Origin of the sequence: Parabacteroides sp. B2-S-102 (assembly GCF_023656665.1) — a bacterium.
Lineage (GTDB): Bacteria > Bacteroidota > Bacteroidia > Bacteroidales > Tannerellaceae > Parabacteroides > Parabacteroides distasonis.
This window is the reverse complement of sequence record NZ_JAMOKM010000004.1, coordinates 101,473-126,672: the sequence shown is the minus strand read 5'-3', so window position 1 is coordinate 126,672 and position 25,200 is coordinate 101,473. Positions and strand designations below refer to the sequence as shown.

25 protein-coding genes are annotated in these 25,200 nt (G+C 44.6%); 6 read left to right on the top strand and 19 right to left on the bottom strand.

Annotated elements, in window-relative coordinates; translation table 11 throughout:
- Window positions 1–16: 16 nt before the first annotated feature.
- Genes prfA through NBH07_RS07380 form a run of 3 tightly spaced genes read right to left on the bottom strand, consistent with a single transcriptional unit; the run spans window position 17 to window position 3,257 of the window.
- A complete protein-coding gene (gene prfA, locus NBH07_RS07390; RefSeq protein WP_005854384.1) occupies window positions 17–1,126 on the bottom strand; it encodes a peptide chain release factor 1 in 1,110 nt (369 codons plus the stop codon).
- A gap of 9 nt (window positions 1,127–1,135) precedes the next feature.
- Window positions 1,136–2,302, bottom strand: a complete 1,167-nt coding sequence (locus NBH07_RS07385) for an AIR synthase related protein (protein ID WP_005854386.1) — start codon at window positions 2,300–2,302, stop codon at window positions 1,136–1,138.
- 46 nt (window positions 2,303–2,348) lie between these two features.
- A complete protein-coding gene (locus NBH07_RS07380; RefSeq protein ID WP_009018103.1) occupies window positions 2,349–3,257 on the bottom strand; it encodes a glucosaminidase domain-containing protein in 909 nt (302 codons plus the stop codon).
- Window positions 3,258–3,551: 294 nt separating this feature from the next.
- On the opposite strand from NBH07_RS07380, the gene NBH07_RS07375 reads away from it, so the two are divergent.
- Window positions 3,552–4,607, top strand: a complete 1,056-nt coding sequence (locus NBH07_RS07375; RefSeq protein ID WP_005854392.1) for a hypothetical protein — start codon at window positions 3,552–3,554, stop codon at window positions 4,605–4,607.
- A gap of 69 nt (window positions 4,608–4,676) precedes the next feature.
- On the opposite strand, the gene NBH07_RS07370 is transcribed toward NBH07_RS07375, so the two are convergent.
- Entirely contained in the window at window positions 4,677–5,408 is a 732-nt protein-coding gene (locus NBH07_RS07370) for a class I SAM-dependent methyltransferase (RefSeq protein ID WP_009018104.1), read from the bottom strand.
- Between the two features lie 30 nt (window positions 5,409–5,438).
- Window positions 5,439–6,569 carry an AAA family ATPase gene (locus tag NBH07_RS07365; protein ID WP_009018105.1) on the bottom strand — a complete coding sequence of 377 codons (1,131 nt, stop codon included), beginning with the start codon at window positions 6,567–6,569 and terminating at the stop codon, window positions 5,439–5,441.
- A gap of 195 nt (window positions 6,570–6,764) precedes the next feature.
- On the opposite strand from NBH07_RS07365, the gene cdd reads away from it, so the two are divergent.
- Window positions 6,765–7,241, top strand: a complete 477-nt coding sequence (gene cdd / locus NBH07_RS07360; RefSeq protein ID WP_005854398.1) for a cytidine deaminase — start codon at window positions 6,765–6,767, stop codon at window positions 7,239–7,241.
- 62 nt (window positions 7,242–7,303) lie between these two features.
- On the opposite strand, the gene NBH07_RS07355 is transcribed toward cdd, so the two are convergent.
- The 6 genes from NBH07_RS07355 to NBH07_RS07330 form a co-directional block, all read right to left on the bottom strand.
- Entirely contained in the window at window positions 7,304–9,052 is a 1,749-nt protein-coding gene (locus NBH07_RS07355) for a phospho-sugar mutase (protein ID WP_005854401.1), read from the bottom strand.
- Between the two features lie 134 nt (window positions 9,053–9,186).
- Window positions 9,187–10,875 (bottom strand): M23 family metallopeptidase, encoded by a 1,689-nt coding sequence (locus NBH07_RS07350; protein WP_156682441.1) that lies wholly within the window; start codon window positions 10,873–10,875, stop codon window positions 9,187–9,189.
- Between the two features lie 87 nt (window positions 10,876–10,962).
- Window positions 10,963–11,607: a pyridoxamine 5'-phosphate oxidase gene (pdxH, locus tag NBH07_RS07345; protein WP_156682440.1), complete on the bottom strand. Its 645-nt coding sequence runs from the start codon at window positions 11,605–11,607 to the stop codon at window positions 10,963–10,965.
- Between the two features lie 87 nt (window positions 11,608–11,694).
- Window positions 11,695–12,741 (bottom strand): endonuclease/exonuclease/phosphatase family protein, encoded by a 1,047-nt coding sequence (locus tag NBH07_RS07340; RefSeq protein ID WP_156682439.1) that lies wholly within the window; start codon window positions 12,739–12,741, stop codon window positions 11,695–11,697.
- Window positions 12,742–12,780: 39 nt separating this feature from the next.
- Complete coding sequence (locus NBH07_RS07335; protein WP_005854408.1) at window positions 12,781–14,268, bottom strand: hypothetical protein; 1,488 nt, start codon at window positions 14,266–14,268, stop codon at window positions 12,781–12,783.
- Window positions 14,269–14,418: 150 nt separating this feature from the next.
- On the bottom strand, window positions 14,419–15,876 hold the full coding sequence (locus tag NBH07_RS07330) for an aminoacyl-histidine dipeptidase (protein WP_048927567.1): 1,458 nt from the start codon (window positions 15,874–15,876) through the stop codon (window positions 14,419–14,421).
- A gap of 147 nt (window positions 15,877–16,023) precedes the next feature.
- On the opposite strand from NBH07_RS07330, the gene NBH07_RS07325 reads away from it, so the two are divergent.
- Together NBH07_RS07325 and NBH07_RS07320 are read left to right on the top strand one after the other, a co-directional pair.
- Window positions 16,024–16,242, top strand: a complete 219-nt coding sequence (locus NBH07_RS07325) for a hypothetical protein (protein WP_005854411.1) — start codon at window positions 16,024–16,026, stop codon at window positions 16,240–16,242.
- Between the two features lie 25 nt (window positions 16,243–16,267).
- Window positions 16,268–16,873: an OmpH/Skp family outer membrane protein gene (locus NBH07_RS07320; protein ID WP_005854413.1), complete on the top strand. Its 606-nt coding sequence runs from the start codon at window positions 16,268–16,270 to the stop codon at window positions 16,871–16,873.
- A gap of 174 nt (window positions 16,874–17,047) precedes the next feature.
- Here NBH07_RS07320 and NBH07_RS07315 read toward each other — a convergent pair whose 3' ends face one another.
- Both NBH07_RS07315 and NBH07_RS07310 read right to left on the bottom strand, forming a co-directional pair.
- Window positions 17,048–17,371 (bottom strand): hypothetical protein, encoded by a 324-nt coding sequence (locus NBH07_RS07315; RefSeq protein ID WP_036613279.1) that lies wholly within the window; start codon window positions 17,369–17,371, stop codon window positions 17,048–17,050.
- Complete coding sequence (locus NBH07_RS07310; protein ID WP_005854418.1) at window positions 17,372–17,677, bottom strand: FtsB family cell division protein; 306 nt, start codon at window positions 17,675–17,677, stop codon at window positions 17,372–17,374.
- Window positions 17,678–17,746: 69 nt separating this feature from the next.
- Here NBH07_RS07310 and NBH07_RS07305 point away from each other — a divergent pair, with 69 nt between their 5' ends.
- Complete coding sequence (locus tag NBH07_RS07305) at window positions 17,747–19,507, top strand: DNA polymerase III subunit gamma/tau (RefSeq protein WP_156682438.1); 1,761 nt, start codon at window positions 17,747–17,749, stop codon at window positions 19,505–19,507.
- A 46-nt stretch (window positions 19,508–19,553) separates the two neighbouring features.
- Here NBH07_RS07305 and aldA read toward each other — a convergent pair whose 3' ends face one another.
- From aldA to NBH07_RS07290, 3 genes are all read right to left on the bottom strand, one after another.
- Window positions 19,554–20,990: an aldehyde dehydrogenase gene (gene aldA, locus NBH07_RS07300; protein WP_156682437.1), complete on the bottom strand. Its 1,437-nt coding sequence runs from the start codon at window positions 20,988–20,990 to the stop codon at window positions 19,554–19,556.
- 190 nt (window positions 20,991–21,180) lie between these two features.
- Complete coding sequence (gene nadC / locus NBH07_RS07295; RefSeq protein WP_122370007.1) at window positions 21,181–22,020, bottom strand: carboxylating nicotinate-nucleotide diphosphorylase; 840 nt, start codon at window positions 22,018–22,020, stop codon at window positions 21,181–21,183.
- 3 nt (window positions 22,021–22,023) lie between these two features.
- A complete protein-coding gene (locus NBH07_RS07290) occupies window positions 22,024–22,395 on the bottom strand; it encodes a DUF4783 domain-containing protein (protein WP_008780051.1) in 372 nt (123 codons plus the stop codon).
- 88 nt (window positions 22,396–22,483) lie between these two features.
- Between NBH07_RS07290 and rlmH the strand changes: the two genes are divergently transcribed.
- Window positions 22,484–22,957: a 23S rRNA (pseudouridine(1915)-N(3))-methyltransferase RlmH gene (gene rlmH, locus NBH07_RS07285; RefSeq protein WP_156682436.1), complete on the top strand. Its 474-nt coding sequence runs from the start codon at window positions 22,484–22,486 to the stop codon at window positions 22,955–22,957.
- A gap of 106 nt (window positions 22,958–23,063) precedes the next feature.
- Here the strand turns inward: rlmH and NBH07_RS07280 are convergent, their stop codons facing one another.
- The 3 genes from NBH07_RS07280 to NBH07_RS07270 all read right to left on the bottom strand — a co-directional run bounded on the left by NBH07_RS07280 (window position 23,064) and on the right by NBH07_RS07270 (window position 25,152).
- Window positions 23,064–23,384: a DMT family transporter gene (locus NBH07_RS07280; protein ID WP_005854432.1), complete on the bottom strand. Its 321-nt coding sequence runs from the start codon at window positions 23,382–23,384 to the stop codon at window positions 23,064–23,066.
- Between the two features lie 12 nt (window positions 23,385–23,396).
- Window positions 23,397–24,473, bottom strand: a complete 1,077-nt coding sequence (gene aroC, locus NBH07_RS07275) for a chorismate synthase (protein WP_156682435.1) — start codon at window positions 24,471–24,473, stop codon at window positions 23,397–23,399.
- 103 nt (window positions 24,474–24,576) lie between these two features.
- Window positions 24,577–25,152 carry an FKBP-type peptidyl-prolyl cis-trans isomerase gene (locus NBH07_RS07270; protein WP_005854436.1) on the bottom strand — a complete coding sequence of 192 codons (576 nt, stop codon included), beginning with the start codon at window positions 25,150–25,152 and terminating at the stop codon, window positions 24,577–24,579.
- Window positions 25,153–25,200: the final 48 nt, after the last annotated feature.

Below are 25,200 nucleotides of genomic sequence, written 5' to 3'. Positions count from 1 at the left end.
AAATGATTGGATGTGTTTACAATTCAGACTCTTTCAGTCGCTCAGCGTTCTCCGCTACGATCAGGTGATCCAAGCAATCTTGAATTTCACCGTCCATAAAGGCTGAAAGATTATAGATCGTGTAATTGATACGGTGATCCGTGATACGCCCTTGCGGGTAATTGTACGTACGGATCTTCGCGGAGCGGTCACCGGTAGATACCATGGTCTTACGCTTGCTGGCGATATCGTCCAAGTATTTCTGGTGTTCCTTGTCATAAATAAACGAACGAAGACGGGTAAGCGCCCTTTCTTTGTTCTTCGGTTGGTCTCGTGTCTCCGTACATTCGATCAAGATTTCCTCACTCACACCTGTAATGGGGTTCTTCCAGACATAACGCAGACGGACACCTGATTCCACCTTGTTTACGTTCTGACCACCGGCCCCACCGGAGCGGAAGGTATCCCATTTAATCTCCCCTTCATTAATCTCAACATCAAATTCATCCGCCTCAGGCAATACGGCAACTGTAGCGGCGGAGGTATGTACACGTCCTTGCGTCTCCGTAGCCGGTACACGCTGTACACGGTGTACACCGGACTCATACTTCAACGTTCCGTATACTTTCTCGCCCGATACCGTGAAGATGATTTCCTTAAAACCGCCGGACGAGCCTTCGCTAAAGCTAGACACGCTTATTTTCCATCCCTTCAGTTCGCAATACTTCACGTACATACGATATAGATCACCGGCGAAAAGGGCGGCTTCGTCACCTCCCGTTCCTCCTCGTATCTCAACGATCGCGTTCTTGTCGTCTTGCGGATCAGCGGGAACGAGCAATAATTTTATCTCTTCTTCCAAAGCGGGAATACGTTCGTTGCAGGTATCCAGCTCCTCACGGGCCATTTCCCGCATTTCCGGATCTTGCTCGGACTCAAGCAAGGCTTTCGCTTCCTCGATCCCGTTCAATACTTTCACGTATTCCGAACGAGCTCCCACAATTTTCTCCAAATCACGGTACTCTTTGTTCAGTTTTACGAACCGTTTCATGTCGGCGATCACCGCCGGGTCGGTAATAAGGGTACCGACTTCCTCAAAACGGCTCACTAATCCGTCTAATTTACCAAGTAAACTATTTTCGGCCATTTATCTTTATTAATAGGTGAAGCGACCTTTCTCGCTTTCGATAATCAATTCATTTTTATCGGCTTCCTCTACGAAGCCCACGATTTGCGCATCAATACCAAAGCTTTTTGAGATGCCGATTACTTCTTCCGCATGCTCGGGAGCGATGTATATCTCCATCCGGTGTCCCATATTGAATACCTTGTACATCTCGCTCCAGTCCGTACCGCTCTGTTCCTGAATCGTGCGGAATAACGGTGGGATAGGGAAGAGATTGTCCTTGGTTACACGCTTGTTCTCTACGAAGTGCATAACTTTTGTCTGAGCCCCTCCCGAACAATGTACCATGCCATGGATTTGAGAGCGTAGTTTATCAAGCAATACCTTAATTACCGGCGCATAGGTACGTGTAGGCGAAAGCACCATCTTTCCGGCATCGATCCCTAATTCCTCGATCTTATCCGTAAGTTTCAATCCTCCGGAGTAAACCAATTCTTCGGGAACGGCGGCATCGTAGCTTTCCGGATATTTTTTCGCTAAATACTTAGAGAAAACATCATGGCGGGCAGAGGTCAAGCCGTTGCTACCCATACCTCCATTGTATTCTTTCTCGTAAGTGGCTTGTCCGGAAGATGCCAGACCTACGATCACGTCTCCTCCTTGAATATTCTTATTATCGATTACGTCCGAACGTTTCATGCGGCAAGTGACCGTACTATCTACGATGATGGTACGAACTAAGTCGCCAACGTCTGCGGTCTCGCCACCTGTCGCGTAGCAACCAACGCCCATCTCGCGTAATTCCGCTAATAATTCGTCCGTTCCGTTGATGATCGCTGAGATCACCTCGCCCGGAACCAACAGCTTGTTACGTCCAATCGTGGAAGAGACCAAGATATTGTCTACGGCACCTACGCAAAGCAGGTCGTCGATATTCATGATAAGAGCGTCTTGGGCGATACCTTTCCACACCGAAAGATCTCCGGTCTCTTTCCAGTACATATACGCCAAGGACGATTTGGTACCGGCGCCATCCGCGTGCATAATATTACAATATTCAGGATCACCGCCTAAGATATCGGGGATGATCTTACAGAACGCTTTCGGAAAAATTCCCTTATCGATGTTCTTTATCGCATTGTGAACATCTTCTTTTGAAGCGGAAACGCCTCGCAGGTTATAACGTTGATCACTCATTGTACTATATTATTTGAACCGCAAAGGTAATACTTTTTTATGTTACTTATCTAAGTTTTAAGACATCTCCTTCCTCCGGGATGTAATCTTTGTCTTTTTTATTCATTTTATACAGACTCTTGATCTGGATTCCGTACATCTGCGCAATACTGTGCATAGACTCTCCGACTTGTACCACATGGTCGTAATTCGGCTTGTCCGCTTTCTTCTTTTTCTTTTCCAGATATACGATATCGCCTGCCTGCAACGGGAAGTCCTCAGGCACCTCGTTGAATTTCATCAACTGCTTGGCCTTGAATCCCATGCTTCGGGCGATCTGGTCGAAACTGTCGTTGTCCTTAGCGTATACATAGATCAAACCGTGGGTACGATAGACTTGATAATTGAACACCGGAAGATTTTGCTTCTTGGTAGAGGTCTTCTTTGTTCCCTTACCGGAGTCAAAGCGGTATAACTCATAATCTTCGATAACCTTGATTAATTTATTCGCATAAGCACGATCGGTGGCGTAACCGCATTTTTGTAGTCCTTTGGCCCAGCCTTTGTAATCCTTGATGTTTAATTTGAACAGGCGTTCGTAGCGGGAGCGTTCGGCGAGGAAGCGAGAATGGTCATCATAAGAATCCTCTACTCGTTTGTATTTCCGGAAGCACTCTCCCCGCAGGTCGTCATCGTGATAGACCCTGCCGCCCCGCCAGTCCGAATGGCATTTGATACCGAAGTGATTGTTGGAACGCTTGGCAAGGTCGCTTTGCCCGGCTCCAGATTCCAGTAATCCCTGCGCTAAGGTGATACTTGCCGGAATGCGATATTTCTTTTGGTGCTGAACCGCCAAATCGCTGTACTTACTGATGTATTTTTGATAGGAAGTCAGCTTGCGCTGGCTTTCCGCCCCCGCGCTTAAACAGAGGAGGGATATAAGCAGTATGCTTAGGATATGAAAAGATAACCGCATATCTTATATATATAAATGTATTGATTCGATTGGGAGGCAAATATAAGGAAAAGAACGTACATGGTCAAAGCCTTGCATGAAAGTAATCCGTACTTGTTTATATTCCTCTTTTGTAACCATCTTATTTTTCGTAAGATTAGCCTGTATTCTTCATTCGCCGTCATTGAATGATCGTTCGGTGGCGGCGAATATGGAATATATAGGATCGCAGGAGACTTTATATGCGCAGGGATGAATGTTTTTATTAGGATTGATCCAACTTTTACCTTATCTTTACGACTAAAAATCAATGTTATGAAATACTGGCTGAATCTATTTCTTGTCTTAGCCCTATCGTCTGTTTTTACTGTAGCGAAAGCGCAAATCCCAGTACGTCCTTATGGGCAATGGGAAGCTACTCAGTTTGTTGCGGTAAGCGTACATCAGCCTGAGGACTATGTGACGCTGGATAATAACTGGGAAATATTATACAATTTGCGGACTCCGCATACCTTGGGCGAATTACGAGGGATGGGTGTCAAGTGCTCTGATAGCCAATTGCTGTTATTGAAAGTTGGTGGACTCATCAGTAAAGCTAAAGGTAAATGGCAGACAACAATACCGATTCTCGATCAAGAACAAACCCGTTCTTTAAGGAGTTTCAGCGAAGAGGTCGCCGGATCTATGTACGCAAAGACAAAATCCGATTTTATCTCGCTAACCCAAACGATCCATGATGAGATGGGATTCAAAGACAATGCGCTTTCGCTTATCTTTTCATATCTATTGGATGGAAGGATGTGGACAAAACTTGTCTTGTTTGATGATATAGACAGTCATTTCGGGTGGAGTGGTTGTTATTGGGTATTGTATGAGCCAAGAACTGACCTTGCCTGTGGTACGAATAGCTATGGAGAACAGGATCTGATTCTGACTTACGTCAATAGTGATATCGTCCCTAATGACTCAATAATGGAGCGGTATGCGGAGGAAATAGCTGAATTCGGAAAAATAACGGATACCCAACTTGTCTCAAGGTTAAAACCCTATGGGTTGGTAGATGACAAGGGAGATGTATTAATTCCTATCATCAAGAGACAACAAGACCGTTTTCATCAAATAACAGATAAACTGGTGGATGCTATTAGTGCGGAACTAAAGAGCAATTGTAACTCTTTGGCTACCCGATACGGAATTAAAGATGAAAAAGTGGCGATGGTGATCTTATACCATGAGGTGATGTGGAACTTGGTAGACAAATTGATTCAAGACCAGATAATAGCTATTCCTTCCATTTTTAAGAATGAAGAAGCGAATAAAAGCCGATTAAATGAGGTGCTTTTCTTCATAGAAGGAGGGTTGATGCAATAAAGGCAATAAATCGTAATTAGGTGTTTGCTAGAGTGGTACCGAAAGAGGGTTTTCGGTACCTTTATATTCTTAAAGGTGGGTGATACGTGCCAAATAGTCATAATGTTCTCCTTCCTCTATCTTCTCGGCTTTGAAGCCGGCTTGCCTTGCGTATAGATTGAGCGTGTTGAAATCGATGTATAACCAATCAAATGAATCCCCCTTGATACTCTTATATTGCATACGGAAGTCGATCTCTCCGAAATAATCATTTTCGGGGGCGATATCCAGATTCCCATCCTCATCCTCAAATAAATAACTTAAGTCGCTAGAGTCGAGTAAAAGTTGTCCGTCTCGGGCTAGAACCTCTTTTAGGCGGTGAAAGAAAGCCGGGAGATTTTCCTGTTTTCCGATAATCCCGGAACCGTTCATCAAGAGAAGAATGGTATCGAATGGTCCGGTTAAGCTTTTGTCAAAAAAATTCTGCAAGCGAGCGTCTTTCACACCACGTTTGTTCATCGCTTCTACGGAAAGAGGGGATATGTCGATAGCGGTAACCTCTTTACCCATTTCCTGCAAGGCCAAGGTGTGGCATCCACTTCCGGCACCTACATCCAGTATCTTGCCTGTACAGAGTTGAAGGGCTTTCTGTTCCAAGGAGGGCATTTCTTGGAAAGTCCGGAATAATTGATTCACGGGAATCTCATCCTCATCGAACATGGAGGAGAATACACGGAGTTTGCTCGCTTTCCCATGTGCGAGATAATCGATGATAGCGGCGCCCATCGGGTCTTTATCTGGTGTAAGAAGCATTGAATGCATATGTCTTTGTTCTATATAAATGTATAAGGATTAATAATTCTCTCGTAACCAAATCTCAAAAAACTTGTCGTATATGCTGTAACTGCCGTTGAAGAGAGTGATAAAGTCTTTCTCTAATAGCCCTTTTGCGGCGGCTTGGACAGAACTGGGAGAGGTTAATGAATAGCGTTTTACAAACTCTCCGGAGGTGATAGATTTAGCGTTGCCCTCTTTAGCGATGGCGACAAGCAGCTCTTTTTGCCTTTCGGGAAGACGGAACAGTGTCTCTTGGTAGTTGAATCGGTATGAATCGACCACCGACGCGATAGCGGGCTCTACTATCGATTCGTCACACGTAGCTCCGACGGGTGTAAACGCGAAAAGCACATTGAGCGTCTTTTGCACATACCACGTCACACCATCGAATTTCTCATACACGATCCGAATCGTCTCGGGTGTAATTGTTCGGTCGGCTTTCTTGAAATGGTTGCGCACGAAATCAATGTATTTTTCTATAGCGATACTCTCTAGGTGCATCATGGAGACACTCTGATAGAACGGGCGGGATGCGCTCAGGAACATATTCCCCATTGTATGACGTTGGCTTCCCGCGAAAATAAATTGGGCATTGTTGCAGTGCTGGATGTGTGTTCGAAGCAGAGCTTCTACATTCTTTTCGGAATAGTTCGTTATCTGCTGAAATTCGTCTATGGCAACAATACAAGGTTTGTCGGCTTTTGCGAGGTACTTGAAAATCTCTTCAAGCGTCGCCATCGAATTTTGAATATCTCCCAACTGAATGTTGAACGAAGGGGTACCTGTGAAGTCATAACTTATGCCTGCTTGAAGCGATAAGACGCTATTGATAAAGATCTCAACAGCCTTTTTGCCGAATGGCTTGAGACTTTCGAGAATCACCTTGCTCAGCGAGAAGATAAAATCACGTAGCGACTTGGTCGCATAAATATCAACGAAGAATGTATAATACTCCTTTGAGAGTTCTTTTGAGTGGAAACAGTGTTGGATCAGTCCTGTCTTACCCATTCTACGTGTCGAGATAATAGCGAGGTTATTTCCATTCACGATCTCACGAATTAGCTGCTTACTCTCGATCTCCCTGTCACAGAAGTAATCAGCAGATATATATCCGCTAGTTATAAAAGGATTATTTACTCTTGTCATACCTCATTTTATTTATCAATACACAAATATAATAATTATCTTCCAATAATCATGTCGAGGTAAATCAAGAAAACATATTCGCTGTATCTAATTAAATGTGCGGAGCGTGAATGCTTCTGGTATATTCTTTTTATATTTATAGCCTAATAAGAATTATAGTTAGGTTTCTTTCAAAACATTAAAACAATCAAGAAAATGAAAGAATTGAAATTAGAGACCCGGGTAGAGGTCTATGCGGTAGGAGAATTGGACAATATATATAGGCAATTGTACGAGGCCGCTTTTCAAGCCTCGAAAAAAGCTTATGCTCCTTATTCCAAGTTTCATGTGGGAGCGGCGGTTCTATTGGAGAATGGGGAGATACTTTCCGGAAATAATCAGGAAAACGCAGCCTATCCGTCTGGGCTTTGCGCGGAGCGGACCACCTTATTCTATGCGGGAGCACGTTATCCGGATGCGGCAGTTCAGATTTTGGCGATCGCGGCTATGAAGGATGGGGAACGTGTGGATCTTATCACGCCTTGTGGTGCCTGCCGGCAGGTGATGTTGGAAACCGAGCAACGTTATAACAAACCAATGAAAGTCCTTCTTTGTGGAAAAGAAGAAGCGTATCTCGTTCCGAGCGCGACGGCCTTGTTGCCGTTTTGTTTCAGTAAGTCTGATTTGATCTGATAGAATAAAAAGAGGCAAGAACGATTCTCGCCCTTGCCTCTATATGTAATAATTATGTTCGATTAGATCCCTAAAGAAGCCTTGATCTGATTGATCTTTTCTTCTGCCGCTTTCTCTGCCTCCGGCAATTCATCGATATTCTTTACCTTGGAGTGAACCTCGCAATAGAATTTGATCTTCGGTTCTGTTCCGGAAGGACGGATAGATACTTTTGTATTATCTTCCGTGAAGTATTGAAGCACATTAGAGGTAGTAGGCATATCTAATGTAACGGTTTCGTTCTCTGCATAGTCCTTACCTTTCAATGTAGAGTAATCGTAGAAATAAGTTACCTTAGAGCCTGCGATCTCTGTCAACGGGTTCTCACGGAACTTTTTCATCATAGCCTCGATCTCCTCCGCTCCACTCTTGCCTTTCTTCACGACAGAGATACCTTTCTCCTTAGAGAAGCCGTATTCCACGTAAATCTTCTGAAGCAATTGATACAAACTCAAACCTTGATCTTTTGCCCAAGCTGCGATCTCGGCTAAGATAACGCAAGCGGAAACAGCGTCTTTATCGCGAACGAAGTCCTCGCAAAGGAATCCGTAGCTTTCCTCGCCACCACCGATATAGTTTTTCTTGCCTTCGTTCTCACGCATAACGTTAGCGATCCATTTGAAGCCTGTATAAACATCGTACATTTCTACGCCATTACGCTCGGCGATCGTCTTGATCGTCTCTGTCGTAACGATTGTCTTTACGATATATTCTTTACCATTGATCTTACCTAACTCTTTCCAGCGAGTGATTAAATAGTAAACGAACATCAAAGCGGTTTGGTTACCATTCAAAAGTACCCATTCGCCTTCGTTATTCTTAACGGCGGCACCTACACGGTCTGCGTCCGGATCGGAAGCCATTACCAATTCAGCGTCAGTCTCTTTTGCTTTCTCTACAGCCATAGCTAAAGCAGCCGGCTCTTCCGGGTTCGGAGAGATAACCGTCGGGAAATCACCGCTAACAACATCTTGTTCCGGTACATGGATAATGTTCGTGAATCCGTAAGCTTTCAAAGCGGCAGGAACCAATTTAACACCTGTTCCGTGAATTGGAGTATACACGATCTTCATGTCCTTATGGCGGGAAATAGCCTCCGGAGACAAAGAAATCGTTGTTAATTCCTTGATATATTCATCATCGATCGCTTGTCCGATGATCTCGATCAATTCTTTATTTCCTTTGAATTTAATCTCGCTAGCGTTACGGATCTTGTTAACCTCGGCGATCGTATTCTTATCGTGCGGGGCGATCATTTGTGCGCCATCATCCCAATAAGCCTTGTATCCGTTGTATTCTTTCGGATTGTGAGAAGCCGTCAAGATGATACCGCTCTGGCATCCCAGTTTACGGATAGCGAATGACATTTCTGGAGTCGGACGCAGGTCTTCGAATAAATAAACCTTGATACCGTTAGCGGAGAAGATATCGGCTGATATTTCAGCGAATTTACGGCTGTTGTTACGGCAATCGTGACCGATGACAACCTTTATCTGCTCAAGATCTGCGAATTCCTTTTTCAGATAGTTGGATAAACCTTGGGTAGCCGCACCAACCGTATATATATTCATACGATTTGAACCTACTCCCATGATTCCCCGCAATCCGCCTGTGCCGAATTCTAGGTCTTTATAAAAACACTCGATTAACTCAGTAGGATCTTCGTTGTCAAGTAACGCTTGAACTTGAGCACGAGTTTCCGCATCATAACTTTTCGTAAGCCATCCTTGTGCCTTACTTCTTACCATTTCTAATAAGTCGTTGTTTTCCATGTTTATAATATTATTGTGTTTATTGTTGAGCAATCTACTCAATACGATAAATATACAAGAAACAAATATACGAATTTCTTAAAGTAAAGCAATCAAAGGACTTATATTTTGCCTAAAAAATACGATAAATCGTCCTACCAAGTAAACGGATGTGTATAAATCGACTCATTTCCACAAGCATCCGTTACGATTAATTTAAGTTCATGCTTGCCTCTTTGCAACCTCTCTTTATCGAAGCGATAGGTAATAACCGATTTATTATTCATCTCGAATAAGACAAACTGCCCGTCTATTTCTCCCCGGTAGGTTTGTACCCCGCTTAAGTTATCGGACAAACGGAATATGAAGTTCTGTTTGTTGATCCACGTCTGTTGGTTGATCGGCGTGATAACCGGAGCCTTTGTATCTTGTTGTATCTTATAACTGCCCAATTCCTTGATATTTGCGTCGATCCAGCCATTACGGTATGTACCGCCCATCCAAGAGGCACGTCCGTTTTGTAAGCGAACCACACCATATTGTTGTTTATTCTCAAGCGTATCGCTTTGCAAGAATAGTGATAACTGGGCCGTTCCATGCAAAGGGATTGGCTTATCGTGCAATATGTGGGTGGCTGATAATGAGGTACTATCTTCTTTCACCGAATAGCGGAAGTAGAGGTCATTATATAGATTACCTTTAGGCAGGACGAGACGGATACCTTTAGCGCCGAACCTATTCTCGCCACCCCAATGGAATAATTCTGTATGAGTCGTATCGATCTGGGGGATCTCTTGTTTCTTTCCCTCGATCCAGATGGATAAACGGGTGGCATTGCCGAAAGCGTCAGCAAGTGTATACGTCAAATGATAGGTACGAGGTTCATCTATACGCAAGATTCCCCGGTTTACGCTTTCAAGGAAGCGTAGACGGTTTCCCGGCTCGATGAAACTACGCATATAGAAAGAGCGATGATCTTTCCATTCTTCGTAATCTGTGAATGTGTTCAGATAACGGGTCTCGTCAAATGCGAACTTATCGAGATTACTATGGAAAATCACTTGGCTGTCTGCCGTGAGCGTGATTTCTCGTACGCCATAAATGTTAGTCGTATTATCCATATAATCATAGGCTTTTACAGCGAGCCCTATTTCTCCCCATACCTCGATTTTTCCAGTGATTGTCTGTTTCCCGTTTTTCGCCGTGACGGGTTTTATCTCAAGCTTCTTGCTTTTGCCGTTTACTACGCCTTTTCCTTCGATGGGGACGATCTGTATTCCTTGGATTTTAGGAGGACGGGTATCGGTTATCCGATCCGAGAAATAATCCAAGGGGTCCATGACTTCCTCGGTCTCGGTGTCTCGTACCTCAAAATGGAGATGAGGTCCACCAGAGCTTCCGGTATTGCCGCTTAACGCTACGACTTCATTTTTCTCGACAGGAAGCAAATCCGGCGTAAGGAAGAGATTTACATTGAAACTTTCTTGTGCGTATTGTTGCTCTTTTACATAATTCGCTATTTTCTTCGAGAATTTTTGTAGATGGCCGTATACGGTGGTCGTTCCATCCGGGTGTGTGATGTAAAGCCCGTTACCGTAGCCCCATGGACTTACGGATATACGTGATACGTATCCTTCTTGTACCGTATGTACGGGTTTACCTTCTACCCCTTGTGTCTTGAAGTCTATTCCGGAATGGAAATGATTACTTCTTAACTCACCGAAGTTTCCGCTCAGTAAGATCGGGAAATCGAAAGGATTCCTAAGTTGCTGGGCGTTTGTGTTGATTATGTGGGAGCCGATGATCGCAAATAGACCGGCTAGATATATGGATCTAATATTCATAGGTCTTACGTATTTTGACAGACAAAGATAATCGTTTTCGATGAATTATCTATCTCTTATCCTTTGGTATCGGACTTGTACCTGATTTTATGGGGCGAGCCTTTCTTTTTTCCAATGGCTGTCCGGTTGAAGGGTATATACTATGCGATCATGAAGCCGGTTGGGCCTACCTTGCCAGAACTCGATACGTTCGGGAATGACGGCATACCCGCCCCAATGATCCGGACGCTCCACTTCTTTTCCAATCCAACGAGCTGCCTCTCTAATGAAAGCTCGTATAAGTTGCATACGGCTGCCGATGGGTTGACTTTGTGGGGATATACGAGCTCCGACCCGGCTTTTATACGGGCGTTTTTTGAAATATTGATCCGATTCATCCGGGGGGACTTTTTCAGCCGTACCTTCGATATGTACCTGCCTTTCTAATTGATGCCATACAAACGAAAGAGAGATTGCCGGGTTTTGTGCCAGTTGCCTGCCTTTTCGGCTTTCGTAGTTGGAGTAGAAAATAAACTTATCATCATGCAGGTCCTTTAATAAGACGGTACGGGTGGAAGGTTTGCCTTCTGGAGATACGGTCCCTACTAGCATGGCCGTGGGTTCATCTACTTTGCTGTCTATAGTCTCTTGTAACCATTGACTGAAAAGCAAGAATGGGTTATCCGGAAGTTCGCTTTCCCTTAATCCTCCTTTTGTGTATTCTTGCCGGATTGAGACGAGATTTATTTCCATATGTGTTCTGTTTGCTTGTTGACTACATAGCTTTTCTTCTTTAATAGGATAACAAGAGATCGGAAAAAAGGTTTCAATGTTTTCCTTTCAGCGTTTGATCTGAGAACGTATTAGGAAATCGACTGTTAATGGTAAATGGTCACTAAAACCGCCCTCATATTTAAAGCCGTAATAGGTTCGAAAAGGACGTACCCCCCGCCATGTTTTATCCTTAGTCAATAAAAAATCAGGAGCGAATATGTGGATGCTTTCCGGAATGATATGCATGGAAGACTCTTGCGTGATGAGATCCCGGTTTACGATTATTTGATCGAGTTGGCTCCATTCGCCTTGGTATTTATGACTACCCGGGAATTGAGTTATATGGGGGCTTGCGAACAAATTATAATAGGTACAAGATGTGGAATCTGTGATCTGCGTATTTTCAGGAAAGGCTTGGGCAGCGAATATCTCGGAAATACTTCTGTCTTGAGGGGTATCATTGAAGTCTCCCATAATGAGTATCTGCGGCTTTTCTCGTATCAGTAACAGGGAATCGCTAGATCCCCGTAAAGTGCGGGCCGCGTCAAAACGATCCTTTTCACTTTCTTTTTCTCCTCCGTAGCGGGAGGGGAAATGACACACGAAAACATCTAAGGTATCGCCTGTTATGATCTTTCCATATACGTGTAGGATATCTCGGGTTAATTTGTGTTTGTTCCCGGAAAAACGAATTGGAATGGATTCATGTCGTAAATAAAAGAATTGATCTCGTTGATAAAGAAGAGCGACATTAATACCTCTGGGATCGGGGCTTTGAGTGATAATATATCGGTAATCCTGCCAGCGGAGCGGTGTGCGACGGGTAAGATGAGACAGGACGGAGTCATTCTCGACTTCGCAAAGAGCTATTAAGGCCGGTGTGCTCCATTCCCCGGCAGCGCTTATTACTTTCGCTATTTGTTGTAGCTTATGATAGTAGCGGCTTTGTGTCCAGTACCGGTTGCCGGAAGGTAGAAATTCATGGTCATTCTTGGTTGGATTATCCCTTGTGTCGAAAAAGTTCTCCACATTATAGGTCATGACTTTGAACGTAGCTTGGGCAAATAACGGAGGGGAGGCAAAGAATAAAAGAAAAAACATAAAAATCTTCATAGTTAAAGCTTTGATTAATTGTTAATATGTAATGTATTCTTATTCGTTTGAATCTTCGGTCTCTTCCTGAACAAACTCGTAGGCTCCTATGGTCGGGCCGTTCGAACTGGTTAGCCGGTTGACACCGTAACGATCGATCGGATAATTCTTCGTTATCTCGGGATCTGCTTTTCCGACTCCGGTAGTCGATACGGAATCTGGCCGGAAATCATAGGTGTATTTATTTTGCTTGCCTCCTACTTTCCGATAGGAAGGAGTCTTTTTGATAAACAAGACCTCCTTGAAGTGATCGCTGGAGGATTCTTTGGCTTTAAGCGCACAGTGATTGAACCGATAATCGAAATCTGTACTGCCATCTGCTTTTAATTCGACATCGTAACTTCCATCGATAGTGCAATTGTCAAAATAAGCTTGCGTGATAGGATACGGGCCATTTCCGTCTACTGTTACGTTATTGAGCAAGTACAGGCATTTACTATCCAAAGGAACAGTCTCGCTGGCCATTTCCCTTTTGGTTAAACTCATGTAATTAGCCATCGTACAGTGAGCGAAGTAATATTTACCACCGACTAAAGTGAGTACACTTCCTCCGGCATTGCTGAATTCCGTATTTGTAGCGATAACATCACAATTGATGGCGAAGAATAGATCGCTCCCCATATTCGTGATCTGTGAGTTGTTTATCTTGATCTTTGGCCGGTCCGGGGTGGAAGGCTCGCAATATACACCGGAGGTACCATTACGTACGATTACATTATCCCAGACATTCCCGTAGCTATCCGCCTTAAAGGTAATGCCTCCCCATTGTCCGGGAGTCCGGTCATACGGTAATATATCATTTAGTATATAATCCAAACGGTCGCCTCGGAAAGTGATAGGCTCATCCAAGGTGCCTAAAGCGTTCATGGAGCCGTGAACGATCAGGCTCGCTTTATCATGCATATAGAAAGTAGCCCCCTTCTCGATATTCAATGAAACCCCTTTAGCGATAACCAAACTATCGTAGATCAAATAAGGACGATTAGCCGTGAGGATAGAATCTTTTGTAATCGTAACACCGCCTTTGTAAAGATTAACATCCTGCCCATAGGCTTCCAATAATACGGATTGACGGATGCCATTCACGGTGAAAAGTACGGAATCCTGTATCAACAGAGGTTGATTGCCCCCATTCGGATCGACCGTTACTTCCACGAATACATACATGCTGTCGTTGGCGAGTATCCCTACATTATTAAATGAGCTACCTTTGCGTCCATCCACATTCATGCGGAAGCCGGTAGACTCTCCACTGGCCAGCATGATGGACTCAATGCTCAGAGGTTCACTATTTTTATTGTAGATCATAAATTGACGAGTGGTAGAACCGATCGTACTGAAGATCGTGTCAAAAGCGAGCGTGTCTGTCGAGAAGCTTAGCCGGTAAGTCGGGTTGGTGGAATAATGATCATCCAAACCGTCGCATGCCGGAAGCATGTTCAACAGAAGCGTCGCGAGTATAAATAGCGTTATCGTTAATCTTTTCATTTTCGTAAATGTTAACTGTAAATATCTTGTGTTCTTGTTTCAATAGATAAACAAAATTATCATAAAAAAGTTGCAAGACATTAACATAAAAAAAGAGGATAGACACGGTTATCGTGTCTTTCCTCTTCTTATAACGCAAAAAACGTTGGTTTATTTTGCGGGGATGCTCTTTAATAATTCAAGAAGGTGGCTCCACCATAAACCGACCGTAGCGATCTCGATACGCTCGTTGGGTGAATGTACGTCACGCAAAGTAGGCCCGAAAGAGATCATATCCAGTTTCGGATATTTTTCCAAGAACAAACCGCACTCTAATCCGGCGTGGATGGCCATGATCTTGGCGTCTTTGTTGAATAGGCGTTTGTAAGTCTCCTGTGCGATCTTCAAGATCTTAGAGTCGGGGTTCGGGGCCCATCCCGGATAGCCGTCGCCATGTTTTACATCTGCTCCAGCCAATAGGAACGTGGAGGCTACCGTATTGGCGATAGCGATCTTGCATGATTCGATAGAGCTACGTTGGCTGGTACCGACCAAGATCGTATTGCCTTCTTTCATCTTTACGGAAGCAAGGTTGGTAGAAGTCTCTACCAAGCCTTCTATATCGTGGCTCATACCGATTACGCCGTGCGGACAAGCGTGCAAGGCGTAGATTAATTTCTCGGCGGTGGCATTGTCGATATGATACTCCGGACGATCCGTGGACTCCATCGCTAACTGAACGCTCGGGTCTACATGTTTCAACTCATTTTCAACGTCGGCGGCGAAATGGTTCAGCAAGATACGTACATCCTCCTTATTTTCCGGATGCAAGCCGATCACGGCGTGTGCCTCGCGAGCGATTGCGTTACGTAAGTTTCCTCCATCGATAGAGCAAAGAACGAAATCATATTTCTTTTTCAATAAGAATAAGAAACGAACCAAGATCTTGTTGGCATTGCCTAATCCTTTGTGGATCTCGCCACCGGAGTGACCGCCATTCAGCCCTTTCACGTCGATACGGAAATACTGCATCTTATCGGACGTAGGAACTGGCTCGTAATGGAAAGTCGCTTGCGTGTCTTTACCTCCGGCGCAACCCATAAAGATCTCTCCCTCGTCCTCGCTATCGAGATTTAACAAGATATCTCCGGTCATGAAACCTTCTTTCAAGGCTTTCGCTCCGGTCAAACCTGTTTCTTCGTCTACCGTGAACAAACATTCGATCGGACCGTGTTGGATATCATCTGAGGCAAGCAAAGCCAACTCGGCCGCTACACCGATACCATTATCGGCTCCCAAAGTAGTGCCGTTGGCACGCAGCCATTCGCCGTCGACGATCGTCTCGATCGGATCATTGTCGAAATCGTGCTTCGTACCGTTATTTTTCTCGCAAACCATATCCATGTGAGACTGCAATACGACTACCGGACGATCCTCCATTCCCGGAGTGGCAGGCTTTGACATTAAAAGGTTGCCGGCTTCATCTTTCTTGATAGCTATTTTGTACTCTTTCGCAAATGATTCTAGGAATTCAATCATTTTGCCTTCCTTTTTTGAGGGGCGAGGCACTTGGGTTACTTGATGGAAGAACTTCCATACGATAGTAGGCTTTAAATCAGTAATCTTCATAATGTTACAATGTATTATAGATGTTACTCTAAAGTTAATAAAACCGCAACTGAAAGAGCTTAGTTCGAAAAAAAGTAGAATAAAATGCCAAAAAGACACTTAGTAATCACTTAAACTCTTATATTTGCGTCCACAAATATAGAGAAAATGCTTACAACGTTATTATTTACGGTCATAATTCTTGTTATCAGTGTCGTGTTGCTATCGATAAAAGTGCTGTTGAAAAAGGGAGGAAGGTTCCCGAATACGCATATCGAAGGAAACAGGGCGTTGGGTAAGAAAGGTATATTTTGCGCGAAGACCATGGATCGTATGGCGGTTAAGCAAAAGGGGCTCTATGACATCATGAACGAAATAAAAGAATAAAAAAATAAGATTTAAATTGCACTTTATGAAGAACATTAACTACGTTATTAACGGTGTGCTAGCGGTGGCTGTCGTAATCTTGTATATTATGCAATTTTCCGGCAAGAAAGAATCAAGCGTAACAAGAACATTTGCGTCAGCGGGAGACACAACGGCCTTACTTCCGATCGCTTATGTAAATGTGGATTCCCTGTTACTTAATTACAATTATTCCAAGGATCTGAACGAGATCATCTTGAAGAAACAAGAGAATTCCCGTGCTAACATCACCCAGAAAGCCCGTAGTTTACAAGGCGAGATGCAAGATTTCCAGCGTAAGGTAGAAAATAACGCTTTCCTTACCCGTGAGAGGGCGGAGCAAGAGCAACAACGTTTATTGAATAAGCAACAAGAGTTGCAGAACTTAGATAACCAATTGGCTCAAGAGTTGATGCAAGAGCAGCAGAAGTTGAACGAGCAATTACGCGATACGGTTGTTTCTCAATTGAAGGCTTTCAATCTGGGTAGGGGCTATCAAGTGGTATTCAGCAATACGGTAGGAGATAATATCCTTTTGGCTGGCGATTCCTATGATATCACAGGCGAATTGCTGGAATACTTGAATAAGAATTATTCCTCTCCGGCCAAGTAAGCTATTAATAGAATTTATAAAAGAAAGGGTGTATCAAAGGAACGTTTGATACACCCTTTTTTAACGGTACTTACCGGGGATTTTATAGAAGATATACTGTATCTGCAAAGTAATATATACTGCGTTGGCCTGGTCAGTATATATTCATCGGTCGAGACTGCGTTTTGCGGCCAATTACTCTTTAGGAGTAACGAAAGCGGTATATACTTGTAAGATAGCGGCTACGCTCAAGCAAAGGATCCACTCGGTACGGTTGTTGAACATAAAGCCGGAAGATACGATCATTAGAAGTCCGGCGAATACGTTGAAACGGTGGAGCCGACGGCGACGAAAGTCCAAGTCCTTAACCGGAAGGGTCAGATAGCAAACGGCTATACCCGCCGCACCGACAGCGAATAAATAAGGGGCGACAGCCCAATGAGTAAGAAACAATACGGCACCGGCTAATACGAGTAATCCCGCTACGCCGAAAATAATCGATCTGATTTGTTGATTCATTTATTTGTCCTTGATAATAAAAACATCCTCGTTCGACCTTTTCATAAAATACTCTTCACGGGCGAAACGTTCCAGTCCCTCCTTGTCCGTATGAAGGTCGTTTAATTTCTTGCTGTTGATTTCGATCTCCTTTTGGTAATGTTTGATCTCTTTCTCCAAGCCGCGTATTTTCTCGTCGTACGTATAGCGTTTATACAGGCTGCTATCGCCCACCGTAAAGGTGACGATAAGGAACACGATGGTAACCAACCAATAAGCGTTGATCCACGATAGATACTTTATGTAAAACTCTTTTATGCGTGACATCGGAACATCGTTTTCGCGAAGATAATGAATTATTTTGTTTATCTTTGTCTTATCAATAAAAAGCAGAGAATGGATAATTATATTGTATCGGCAAGAAAATATCGCCCGTCCACTTTCCGGAGTGTAGTAGGGCAGAAGTCTCTTACCACTACGCTGAAAAACGCGATACAAAGTAACAAACTGGCGCATGCCTACCTGTTTTGCGGTCCTCGTGGAGTAGGAAAGACCTCGTGTGCCCGTATCTTTGCGAAGACGATCAATTGCTTGAATCCGACGGCGGATGGCGAGGCTTGCAATGCGTGCGAGTCGTGCCGGGCTTTCAATGAGCAGCGTTCTTACAATATCCATGAACTGGATGCCGCCTCGAATAACTCGGTGGACGATATCCGTACCTTGATCGACCAAGTGCGTATCCCGCCTCCAATCGGTAAATACAAAGTCTTCATTATTGACGAGGTCCATATGTTGACAACCGCCGCTTTCAACGCGTTCTTGAAGACATTGGAGGAACCTCCGCATCATGCTCTCTTCATCTTGGCTACGACCGAGAAGCACAAGGTGCTTCCCACGATCCTTTCCCGTTGTCAGATCTATGATTTCTCCCGTATATCCATCGCCGACATGGTGGAGCATTTGCAATATGTCTCTTCGCAAGAGGGGGTAACAGCGGAGCCGGAAGCCTTGAACGTGATCGCCCAGAAAGCGGATGGAGGTATGCGCGACGCTTTATCTATCTTTGACCAAGTGGTAAGTTTCACGAATGGCAATATCACGTATCAAGCGGTTATCGATAACTTGAACGTGTTGGATTATGAGTATTATTTTCGTCTGACGGATGCGATCTTATCCGGCAATGTGCGGGCTTCTTTATTGATCTTGAATGAGATATTAGGCAAAGGATTCGACGGGCAGAATATCATAACCGGTTTGGCTGGGCATTTCCGGGACTTATTGGTATGCCGGGATGAGTCCACCTTGGTGCTATTCGAGGTGGGAGCTTCTATACGGGAACGATATAAGGAGATGGCGAAACATTGTCCGGATCAACTTCTGTTCAAGGCGATAGAGCTAGCGAATACGTGCGATTTGAATTACCGTGCCAGCCGCAATAAGCGTCTTTTATTGGAATTGACGTTGATTCAGCTCTGTCAATTAATACAGGTAGCCGCCGACGATAAAAAAAAAGCGCTGATTGAGCCGATTGCTGGGACGAATCCGTCTTCTCAGGCGGTGAATAGCGGGAAGCCTCAACAGCCGCCTCAAGCTCCTTCAGTTACGGCAGCGGCCGGTGCTCCACAAGTTATGAGTACGCACATGCCGAGCTCGGTTCCTGCGCCACCTCCGTCTACAGCGCCTAATCCGGTTCGTAGAACGGCTCGTCCGATGGGAATCTCCATGAAGGAGATCGGAGTGGAGAAGCCTAAGCAACAAACCGTTCAACAAGCGACAACGAACGTAAAGGAGGTAGTAACTCCCTTTGACAATGATTCCTTGGTTCGTGAATGGGATAATTACGCCGCAACGATTGACAAGAAAGTGTATCTTAAGAATACGATGATCAATTGCAAGCCTACCTTGCAAGAGAATTACTATTTTGAGGTAGCTGTACATAACCCGGGGCAGCAAGAGGAATTGATCAATAATGCGATCCATATCCTGCCATTTCTCCGCCAGCATCTTAATAACAGCCGTATCCAGATGCGTGTCCGGATCGTAGAGGGAAATGAGAAGCACTTGGCTTATACATCCACGGAGAAGTTAGAGTTGCTGATGAAGATAAATCCTACCTTGGGTCGTTTGAGGGATGAGTTTAATTTGACGTTAGATTAAGTAGATATGCTAAAGATCCCAAGAAGAGGGATCTTTAGTCTTATTTTTATTCCTTTGTCTCAAGATAAACCACTTGGGTTTGCAAATACTCCTCAAGTCCATGTTTTCCATCCGCGCCACCGATTCCGGATTTACGCCATCCCGCATGGAAGCCTTGCATAGCCTCAAAATTCTCACGGTTAATATAAGTCTCCCCGAATTTTAAGGAACGCATTACCTTGAATGCGTTATCCAAGTTTTGTGTATATACGGAAGATGTCAATCCATATTCGCAATCATTCGCCCATGCGATAGCGTCGTTGATATCCGAATATTCGACAACCGGTAGCACGGGGCCAAAAGTCTCTTCTTGTATGATATCCATTTTCTGTGTAACACAATCCAAAACGGTTGGTTCGAAGAAATATCCTTTTGTACCGATCCTATGACCACCGCAAAGTAACTTAGCGCCTTGCTGGATCGCTCTCTCTACTTTTTTCTCCATAGACTCCAACGCACTGGCTTCAATAAGCGGTCCCATATCCAGATCCGCGACCTCATTGGGGTTTCCTACTTTTACCTGCTTCATGCCGGCGACTAGTTTTTCCATGAAGGTCTCTTTTATCGCTTTGTCTACATAAACCCGTTCGGCACAATTACATACCTGTCCGGTATTGATCACACGAGAGGCAATAATAGACTTAACAGCAAGATCGATATCTGCGTCCTTCATCACGATAGCCGGGGCTTTACCTCCTAACTCCAGAGAAACTTTCGTGATATTAGGAGCGGCAGCTGCCATGGTTTGTTGTCCGGCTCCCACGCTTCCTGTCAGACTAACCATGCCTACTTTCGGATTCGCCGCAAGTTCATGACCAATCACGCTACCCCGTCCATTTATCAGATTGAAAACACCGGCAGGTAAACCTGCCTCCTCCACGATCTGTGCGAATACATATGCGTTCTCTGGCGTAAGCTGGCTAGGTTTTATCACGATCGTATTTCCGGTGATCAAGGCTGGAGCGGCTTTACGAGCGACTAGAAAGAATGGGAAATTCCAAGGTAGGATACCTGTCGTTACTCCAATCGGTCTCTTAAATAAGAAAATGCTTTCATGAGGGCGGTCACTGGGAATGATTTCCCCTTCATACCGGCGGGCCCAGCCTGCCATGTAATCCATATAATCCGCGGTAAAAAGGACTTCAACATTGGCGAGTCCTTGGGTTTTGCCTCCTTCACGGACGATGATGTCGGTCAGTTCCTTCTCTCTCTTACGGATGCCTGCCGCTATCTTTGTCAGATAAGCAGCCCTTTCTATGGATGGCGTTCTTTCCCATTGATTCTGCGCTTTCTCTGCGGCATCGATCGCTTTTCTGGCATCTTCAACCGTCCCGTCGGGCATCAGTGAAATAACCTCTTCGGTAGAAGGATTCAATACCTTGATCCATTTCCCAGACTCATTCTCAATGAATCTGCCATCTATAAACATTTTCAATTCTTTCATGATACTATTTTTAGGTTGAATAATTTGTTCTTAAAAGTACGGGAAAGGAAGGAATGGCAATGTTTTAAAAATGATAATAGTTCTATCAGAAATGATAGTGAATCAAGATAATAGGGTAGATATAGGAAAAACAGCCTCAAGAAGTTGATCTTCTCAAGGCTGTTTTTTTATAGAATGATCGTTTTTCGTTTTAGCAGGCTTTGAAGCTCATATCCAAGCTCTTCACGGAGTGAGTCAAAGCTCCTACGGAGATGAAGTCTACGCCACATTCCGCGTAATCACGTAATGTGGCGAACGTGATACCGCCGGAAGACTCTACCTCGAAACGTCCGTTGATGCGGCGAACCGCTTCTTTTGTATTCTCGATATTGAAATTATCCAACATGATACGATCGATACCGCCTACTTTCATGGCTTGTTCCAACTCGTCGAAGTTACGAACCTCGATCTCGATCTTTAGGCTCTTTCCTTTCTCTTTCAGATAGTTTTGCGCACGTGTGATCGCTTGCTCGATGCCGCCGGCGAAATCCACATGATTATCTTTCAATAAGATCATATCGAACAAACCGATGCGATGGTTCATGCCGCCACCGATACGTACGGCCTCTTTCTCGATCATACGCATACCGGGAGTTGTCTTGCGAGTATCTAGAACGTGTGTCTTGGTGCCTTCTAACGCCTTGGCGTATTTACGAGTCGTAGTAGCGATACCGCTCATGCGTTGCATAACGTTCAGCATCAACCGCTCGGTCTGCAATAAGGATTGGATCTTACCTTCCACCACGAACGCTATATCCCCTTTTTTCACTTCGGCTCCGTCTTGTATAAAGACCGTCATTTTCAGTTCCGGATCGAAGTCGTGGAAGATACGTTTAGCCATTTCCACGCCGGCCAATACGCCATCTTCCTTGATGATCAGCTGGCTTTTCCCCATCGCTGTCTCGGGGATGCAACATAAGGTGGTATGATCACCATCGCCAATATCCTCGGCAAACGCTAATTTGATTAAGTCGTCAATAAGTTTGTCCATCTTTTATTCTATTCTGATTGATTGTATGATCGCTGTATTCCCTTCGGCACGGTACGTGATGTTTACACGGTACTCACCGGAAGACGTCGGAAGCTTTCCGACAAGGAAACCGCTTTCCTTTTTATCCGCATGATGTACGACCGAGAATCCGGAAGGCTTATTCGAACTGAAAAATGAGGACAACATAGAGACGGCCTCACTTCCGTTACATTTCTTAGAGGAACCGGGCAAGGCTACATCCACCACCTTATCCATAGCACCGGATAGAGAGGAGGCATTTCCTGCCTTGAAAGCATTTGATATACTGGTAATATCCGCCGCCTGCGCACATACGAACGCGAATATCAAGGCGAATGTAAGTAAGAGTCGTTTCATAAGCTTTCTTTATTTTATTGAGTAATTAGTGGCAAAGGTATGTATTTTTCTTGTAACTTAGCCTTTCTAAACATGTAAATGTAAGTAGATGAAGATTGGACTGATTGTGATTGGTAAGACGGATGCCGGTTATTTTGTGGAGGCTATCAATGAGTATAAAAATCGCTTGACACATTATATACCCTTTGAAATGGAAGTCATACCGGATATAAAGAACGTGAAGAACCTCTCAGAGGCGCAGCAAAAGGAGAAAGAGGGCGAATTGATTTTAAAGGCTTTGCAGCCCGGCGATTATTTGGTGTTGCTGGACGAGAAAGGGAAGGAGTTCACCTCCATACAATTTTCTACTTATCTGGAAAAGAAAATGCATACGGTCCCGAAACGCTTGGTATTTGTGGTGGGCGGTCCTTACGGTTTTAGTGAGGCCGTGTATAAGGCGGCATCGGAAAAGATCTCGTTGAGCAAGATGACTTTTTCCCACCAGATGATCCGATTGATCTTTATCGAGCAGATTTACCGGGCGATGACGATCTTGAATAACGAGCCTTACCATCATGAATAACCGCATCGTTTAACGCCGGTATCCGCATAGCCCTACGCCTATACTGGCGTAAGTTCACACCGATACTGCCGTGAGGCTATGCGAATACTGGTGTTTTTCTCCCGGATTAATGGACTAATTTCAGGCCGACGATCCCTATCAATATCAAAGATAAGAACAATAACCTGAATATATTCGCGGAATCATGGAAAAACAAGATTCCAAGAAGAACAGTCCCTATAGCCCCGATCCCGGTCCAGATTACATAAGCCGTACCGATCGGGATGCTTTTCTGGGCGAGATATAAGAAATAACCGCTTAAGCCCATGGATAAGATCGATAAACCTATAAACCAAATAAAATATTTGGAATGCATACTTGCTAATTTAAAGCCCAGCGGCCAGCCGATCTCGAATAATCCGGCTATAATTAACAGAATCCAAGCCATATAGAATTAGTCTTAAAAGTTTTCCCGTGTCTTCTGGATCAATAAATAATCCAATAAAGTCATGGCGGTCATAGACTCGACGATAGGTACCGCACGAGGCAATACGCATGGATCATGACGTCCGCGTGCCTTTAATATCGTATCCTCTCCCTCCATGTTAACCGTTTCTTGTTCCATCAAGATCGTAGCGACCGATTTAAAGGCTACCCGGAAATAAATATCTTGTCCGTTGGAGATCCCTCCTTGGATACCGCCGGAATTATTGGTACGAGTATTGATATGCCCGTTATCATTGAAAAAGCGATCGTTCCTTTCCGATCCGCGGAAGAAGGCGGCGTTGAATCCGTCTCCATACTCGAAGCCCTTCACGGCGTTGATCGTAAGCATCGCATGTCCCAACGCGGCATGTAACTTGCCGAACACAGGCTCTCCCAATCCGACGGGAACCCCTTTCGCCACACAGGTAATAACACCGCCGATCGTATCTCCTTTTGATTTGACCTCGGCGATCAAGGTTTCCATCTCCGAGGCGATCTTCGGGTCCGGGCAACGTACATCGCTCTCCTCCGTCAAGCTTAGATCATAATCTTGGTAACTACCCGCTAATTGGATCGGGCCGACCTGCGAGGTATAAGCTTGGATCTGTATGCCGTATTGTTTAAGGGCGAGTTTAGCGATAGCCCCAGCCACGCAACGAGCGATCGTTTCCCGAGCGGACGAACGTCCACCTCCACGGGGATCACGGATTCCATATTTCGTTTGATAGGTATAATCGGCATGGGAAGGACGGTAAACCGTCTTCATATTGTCATAGTCCGAGGAATGTTGGTTTTTGTTCCAGATGATGAAACCTATCGGCGTACCGGTTGTCTTTCCCTCGTAGATGCCGGAAAGAAATTGTACCTCATCATCCTCTTTACGGGGGGTCGTGATACGGGATTGTCCCGGTTTACGACGGTTCAGCTCTTGCTGGATGAATGCCGTATCTAATTCGATCCCGGCTGGGCATCCGTCGATCACGCCGCCGATACCGGGGCCGTGCGATTCGCCGAACGATGTTAATCTATAAATATTACCAAAAGTATTCACCGCTTTGTCTAATTGAAAATTGAAAACTGAAAATTGAGAATCAAAAGCCGATGATTAGGCGTTTCTCCTAATTTTCAATTTTCAATTCTCAATTTCCCATTATTTAGTGGCATCCACCACAACCACAACCACCCTCGTGGTTATCGCCACAATCGCTACCGCAATCGTCGCAACCGCAACTACATCCACCTGCGGGAGCGGAGAAGGCTGCGATCTCTTCCGCTGTCGGTTCGTGTACGTCGATTACCTCGCCGCTGAAATGCAAAGTCTCGCCAGCCAACGGATGGTTGAAGTCCATTACCACGATATCATCCTTCACTTCCAATACAGAGCCGTTCATACGGTTGCCATTAGAATCCATCATTGGGACGGTATTACCTTCCTTGATCATCTCGGCGTCGAATTTACCGTCTACCTCGAAGATATTCTTCGGAAGATCCAATACGTGCTCCTCGTTATATTCGCCATAAGCCTCGGCTGGCTCGATGGAGAAGTTGAACGTGCCACCTACTTCCAGCCCGTTCAAGGCTTTCTCGAATGCCGGAAGCATCATGCCTGTTCCGTAGATGAATTTCAAAGGAGCCTCGACCGTCGCTTTTTCCATTAACTCACGTTCTTCACCTTCGCCAACGTTCAGGTCGTATGTAACCGCAACGTATTTGTTTGCTGTAATTTTCATTTGTCTTGTATTTTAAATATGTATAGAAATGCTCGCAAAGATACGATT

Excerpts from the sequence above, each read along its gene's own strand:
- prfA (WP_005854384.1), bottom strand. The coding sequence starts at position 1,126 with ATGGCCGAAAATAGTTTACTTGGTAAATTAGACGGATTAGTGAGCCGT.
- NBH07_RS07385 (WP_005854386.1), bottom strand. The coding sequence starts at position 2,302 with ATGAGTGATCAACGTTATAACCTGCGAGGCGTTTCCGCTTCAAAAGAA.
- NBH07_RS07380 (WP_009018103.1), bottom strand. The coding sequence starts at position 3,257 with ATGCGGTTATCTTTTCATATCCTAAGCATACTGCTTATATCCCTCCTC.
- NBH07_RS07375 (WP_005854392.1), top strand. The coding sequence starts at position 3,552 with ATGAAATACTGGCTGAATCTATTTCTTGTCTTAGCCCTATCGTCTGTT.
- NBH07_RS07370 (WP_009018104.1), bottom strand. The coding sequence starts at position 5,408 with ATGCATTCAATGCTTCTTACACCAGATAAAGACCCGATGGGCGCCGCT.
- NBH07_RS07365 (WP_009018105.1), bottom strand. The coding sequence starts at position 6,569 with ATGACAAGAGTAAATAATCCTTTTATAACTAGCGGATATATATCTGCT.
- cdd (WP_005854398.1), top strand. The coding sequence starts at position 6,765 with ATGAAAGAATTGAAATTAGAGACCCGGGTAGAGGTCTATGCGGTAGGA.
- NBH07_RS07355 (WP_005854401.1), bottom strand. The coding sequence starts at position 9,052 with ATGGAAAACAACGACTTATTAGAAATGGTAAGAAGTAAGGCACAAGGA.
- NBH07_RS07350 (WP_156682441.1), bottom strand. The coding sequence starts at position 10,875 with ATGAATATTAGATCCATATATCTAGCCGGTCTATTTGCGATCATCGGC.
- pdxH (WP_156682440.1), bottom strand. The coding sequence starts at position 11,607 with ATGGAAATAAATCTCGTCTCAATCCGGCAAGAATACACAAAAGGAGGA.
- NBH07_RS07340 (WP_156682439.1), bottom strand. The coding sequence starts at position 12,741 with ATGAAGATTTTTATGTTTTTTCTTTTATTCTTTGCCTCCCCTCCGTTA.
- NBH07_RS07335 (WP_005854408.1), bottom strand. The coding sequence starts at position 14,268 with ATGAAAAGATTAACGATAACGCTATTTATACTCGCGACGCTTCTGTTG.
- NBH07_RS07330 (WP_048927567.1), bottom strand. The coding sequence starts at position 15,876 with ATGAAGATTACTGATTTAAAGCCTACTATCGTATGGAAGTTCTTCCAT.
- NBH07_RS07325 (WP_005854411.1), top strand. The coding sequence starts at position 16,024 with ATGCTTACAACGTTATTATTTACGGTCATAATTCTTGTTATCAGTGTC.
- NBH07_RS07320 (WP_005854413.1), top strand. The coding sequence starts at position 16,268 with ATGAAGAACATTAACTACGTTATTAACGGTGTGCTAGCGGTGGCTGTC.
- NBH07_RS07315 (WP_036613279.1), bottom strand. The coding sequence starts at position 17,371 with ATGAATCAACAAATCAGATCGATTATTTTCGGCGTAGCGGGATTACTC.
- NBH07_RS07310 (WP_005854418.1), bottom strand. The coding sequence starts at position 17,677 with ATGTCACGCATAAAAGAGTTTTACATAAAGTATCTATCGTGGATCAAC.
- NBH07_RS07305 (WP_156682438.1), top strand. The coding sequence starts at position 17,747 with ATGGATAATTATATTGTATCGGCAAGAAAATATCGCCCGTCCACTTTC.
- aldA (WP_156682437.1), bottom strand. The coding sequence starts at position 20,990 with ATGAAAGAATTGAAAATGTTTATAGATGGCAGATTCATTGAGAATGAG.
- nadC (WP_122370007.1), bottom strand. The coding sequence starts at position 22,020 with ATGGACAAACTTATTGACGACTTAATCAAATTAGCGTTTGCCGAGGAT.
- NBH07_RS07290 (WP_008780051.1), bottom strand. The coding sequence starts at position 22,395 with ATGAAACGACTCTTACTTACATTCGCCTTGATATTCGCGTTCGTATGT.
- rlmH (WP_156682436.1), top strand. The coding sequence starts at position 22,484 with ATGAAGATTGGACTGATTGTGATTGGTAAGACGGATGCCGGTTATTTT.
- NBH07_RS07280 (WP_005854432.1), bottom strand. The coding sequence starts at position 23,384 with ATGGCTTGGATTCTGTTAATTATAGCCGGATTATTCGAGATCGGCTGG.
- NBH07_RS07270 (WP_005854436.1), bottom strand. The coding sequence starts at position 25,152 with ATGAAAATTACAGCAAACAAATACGTTGCGGTTACATACGACCTGAAC.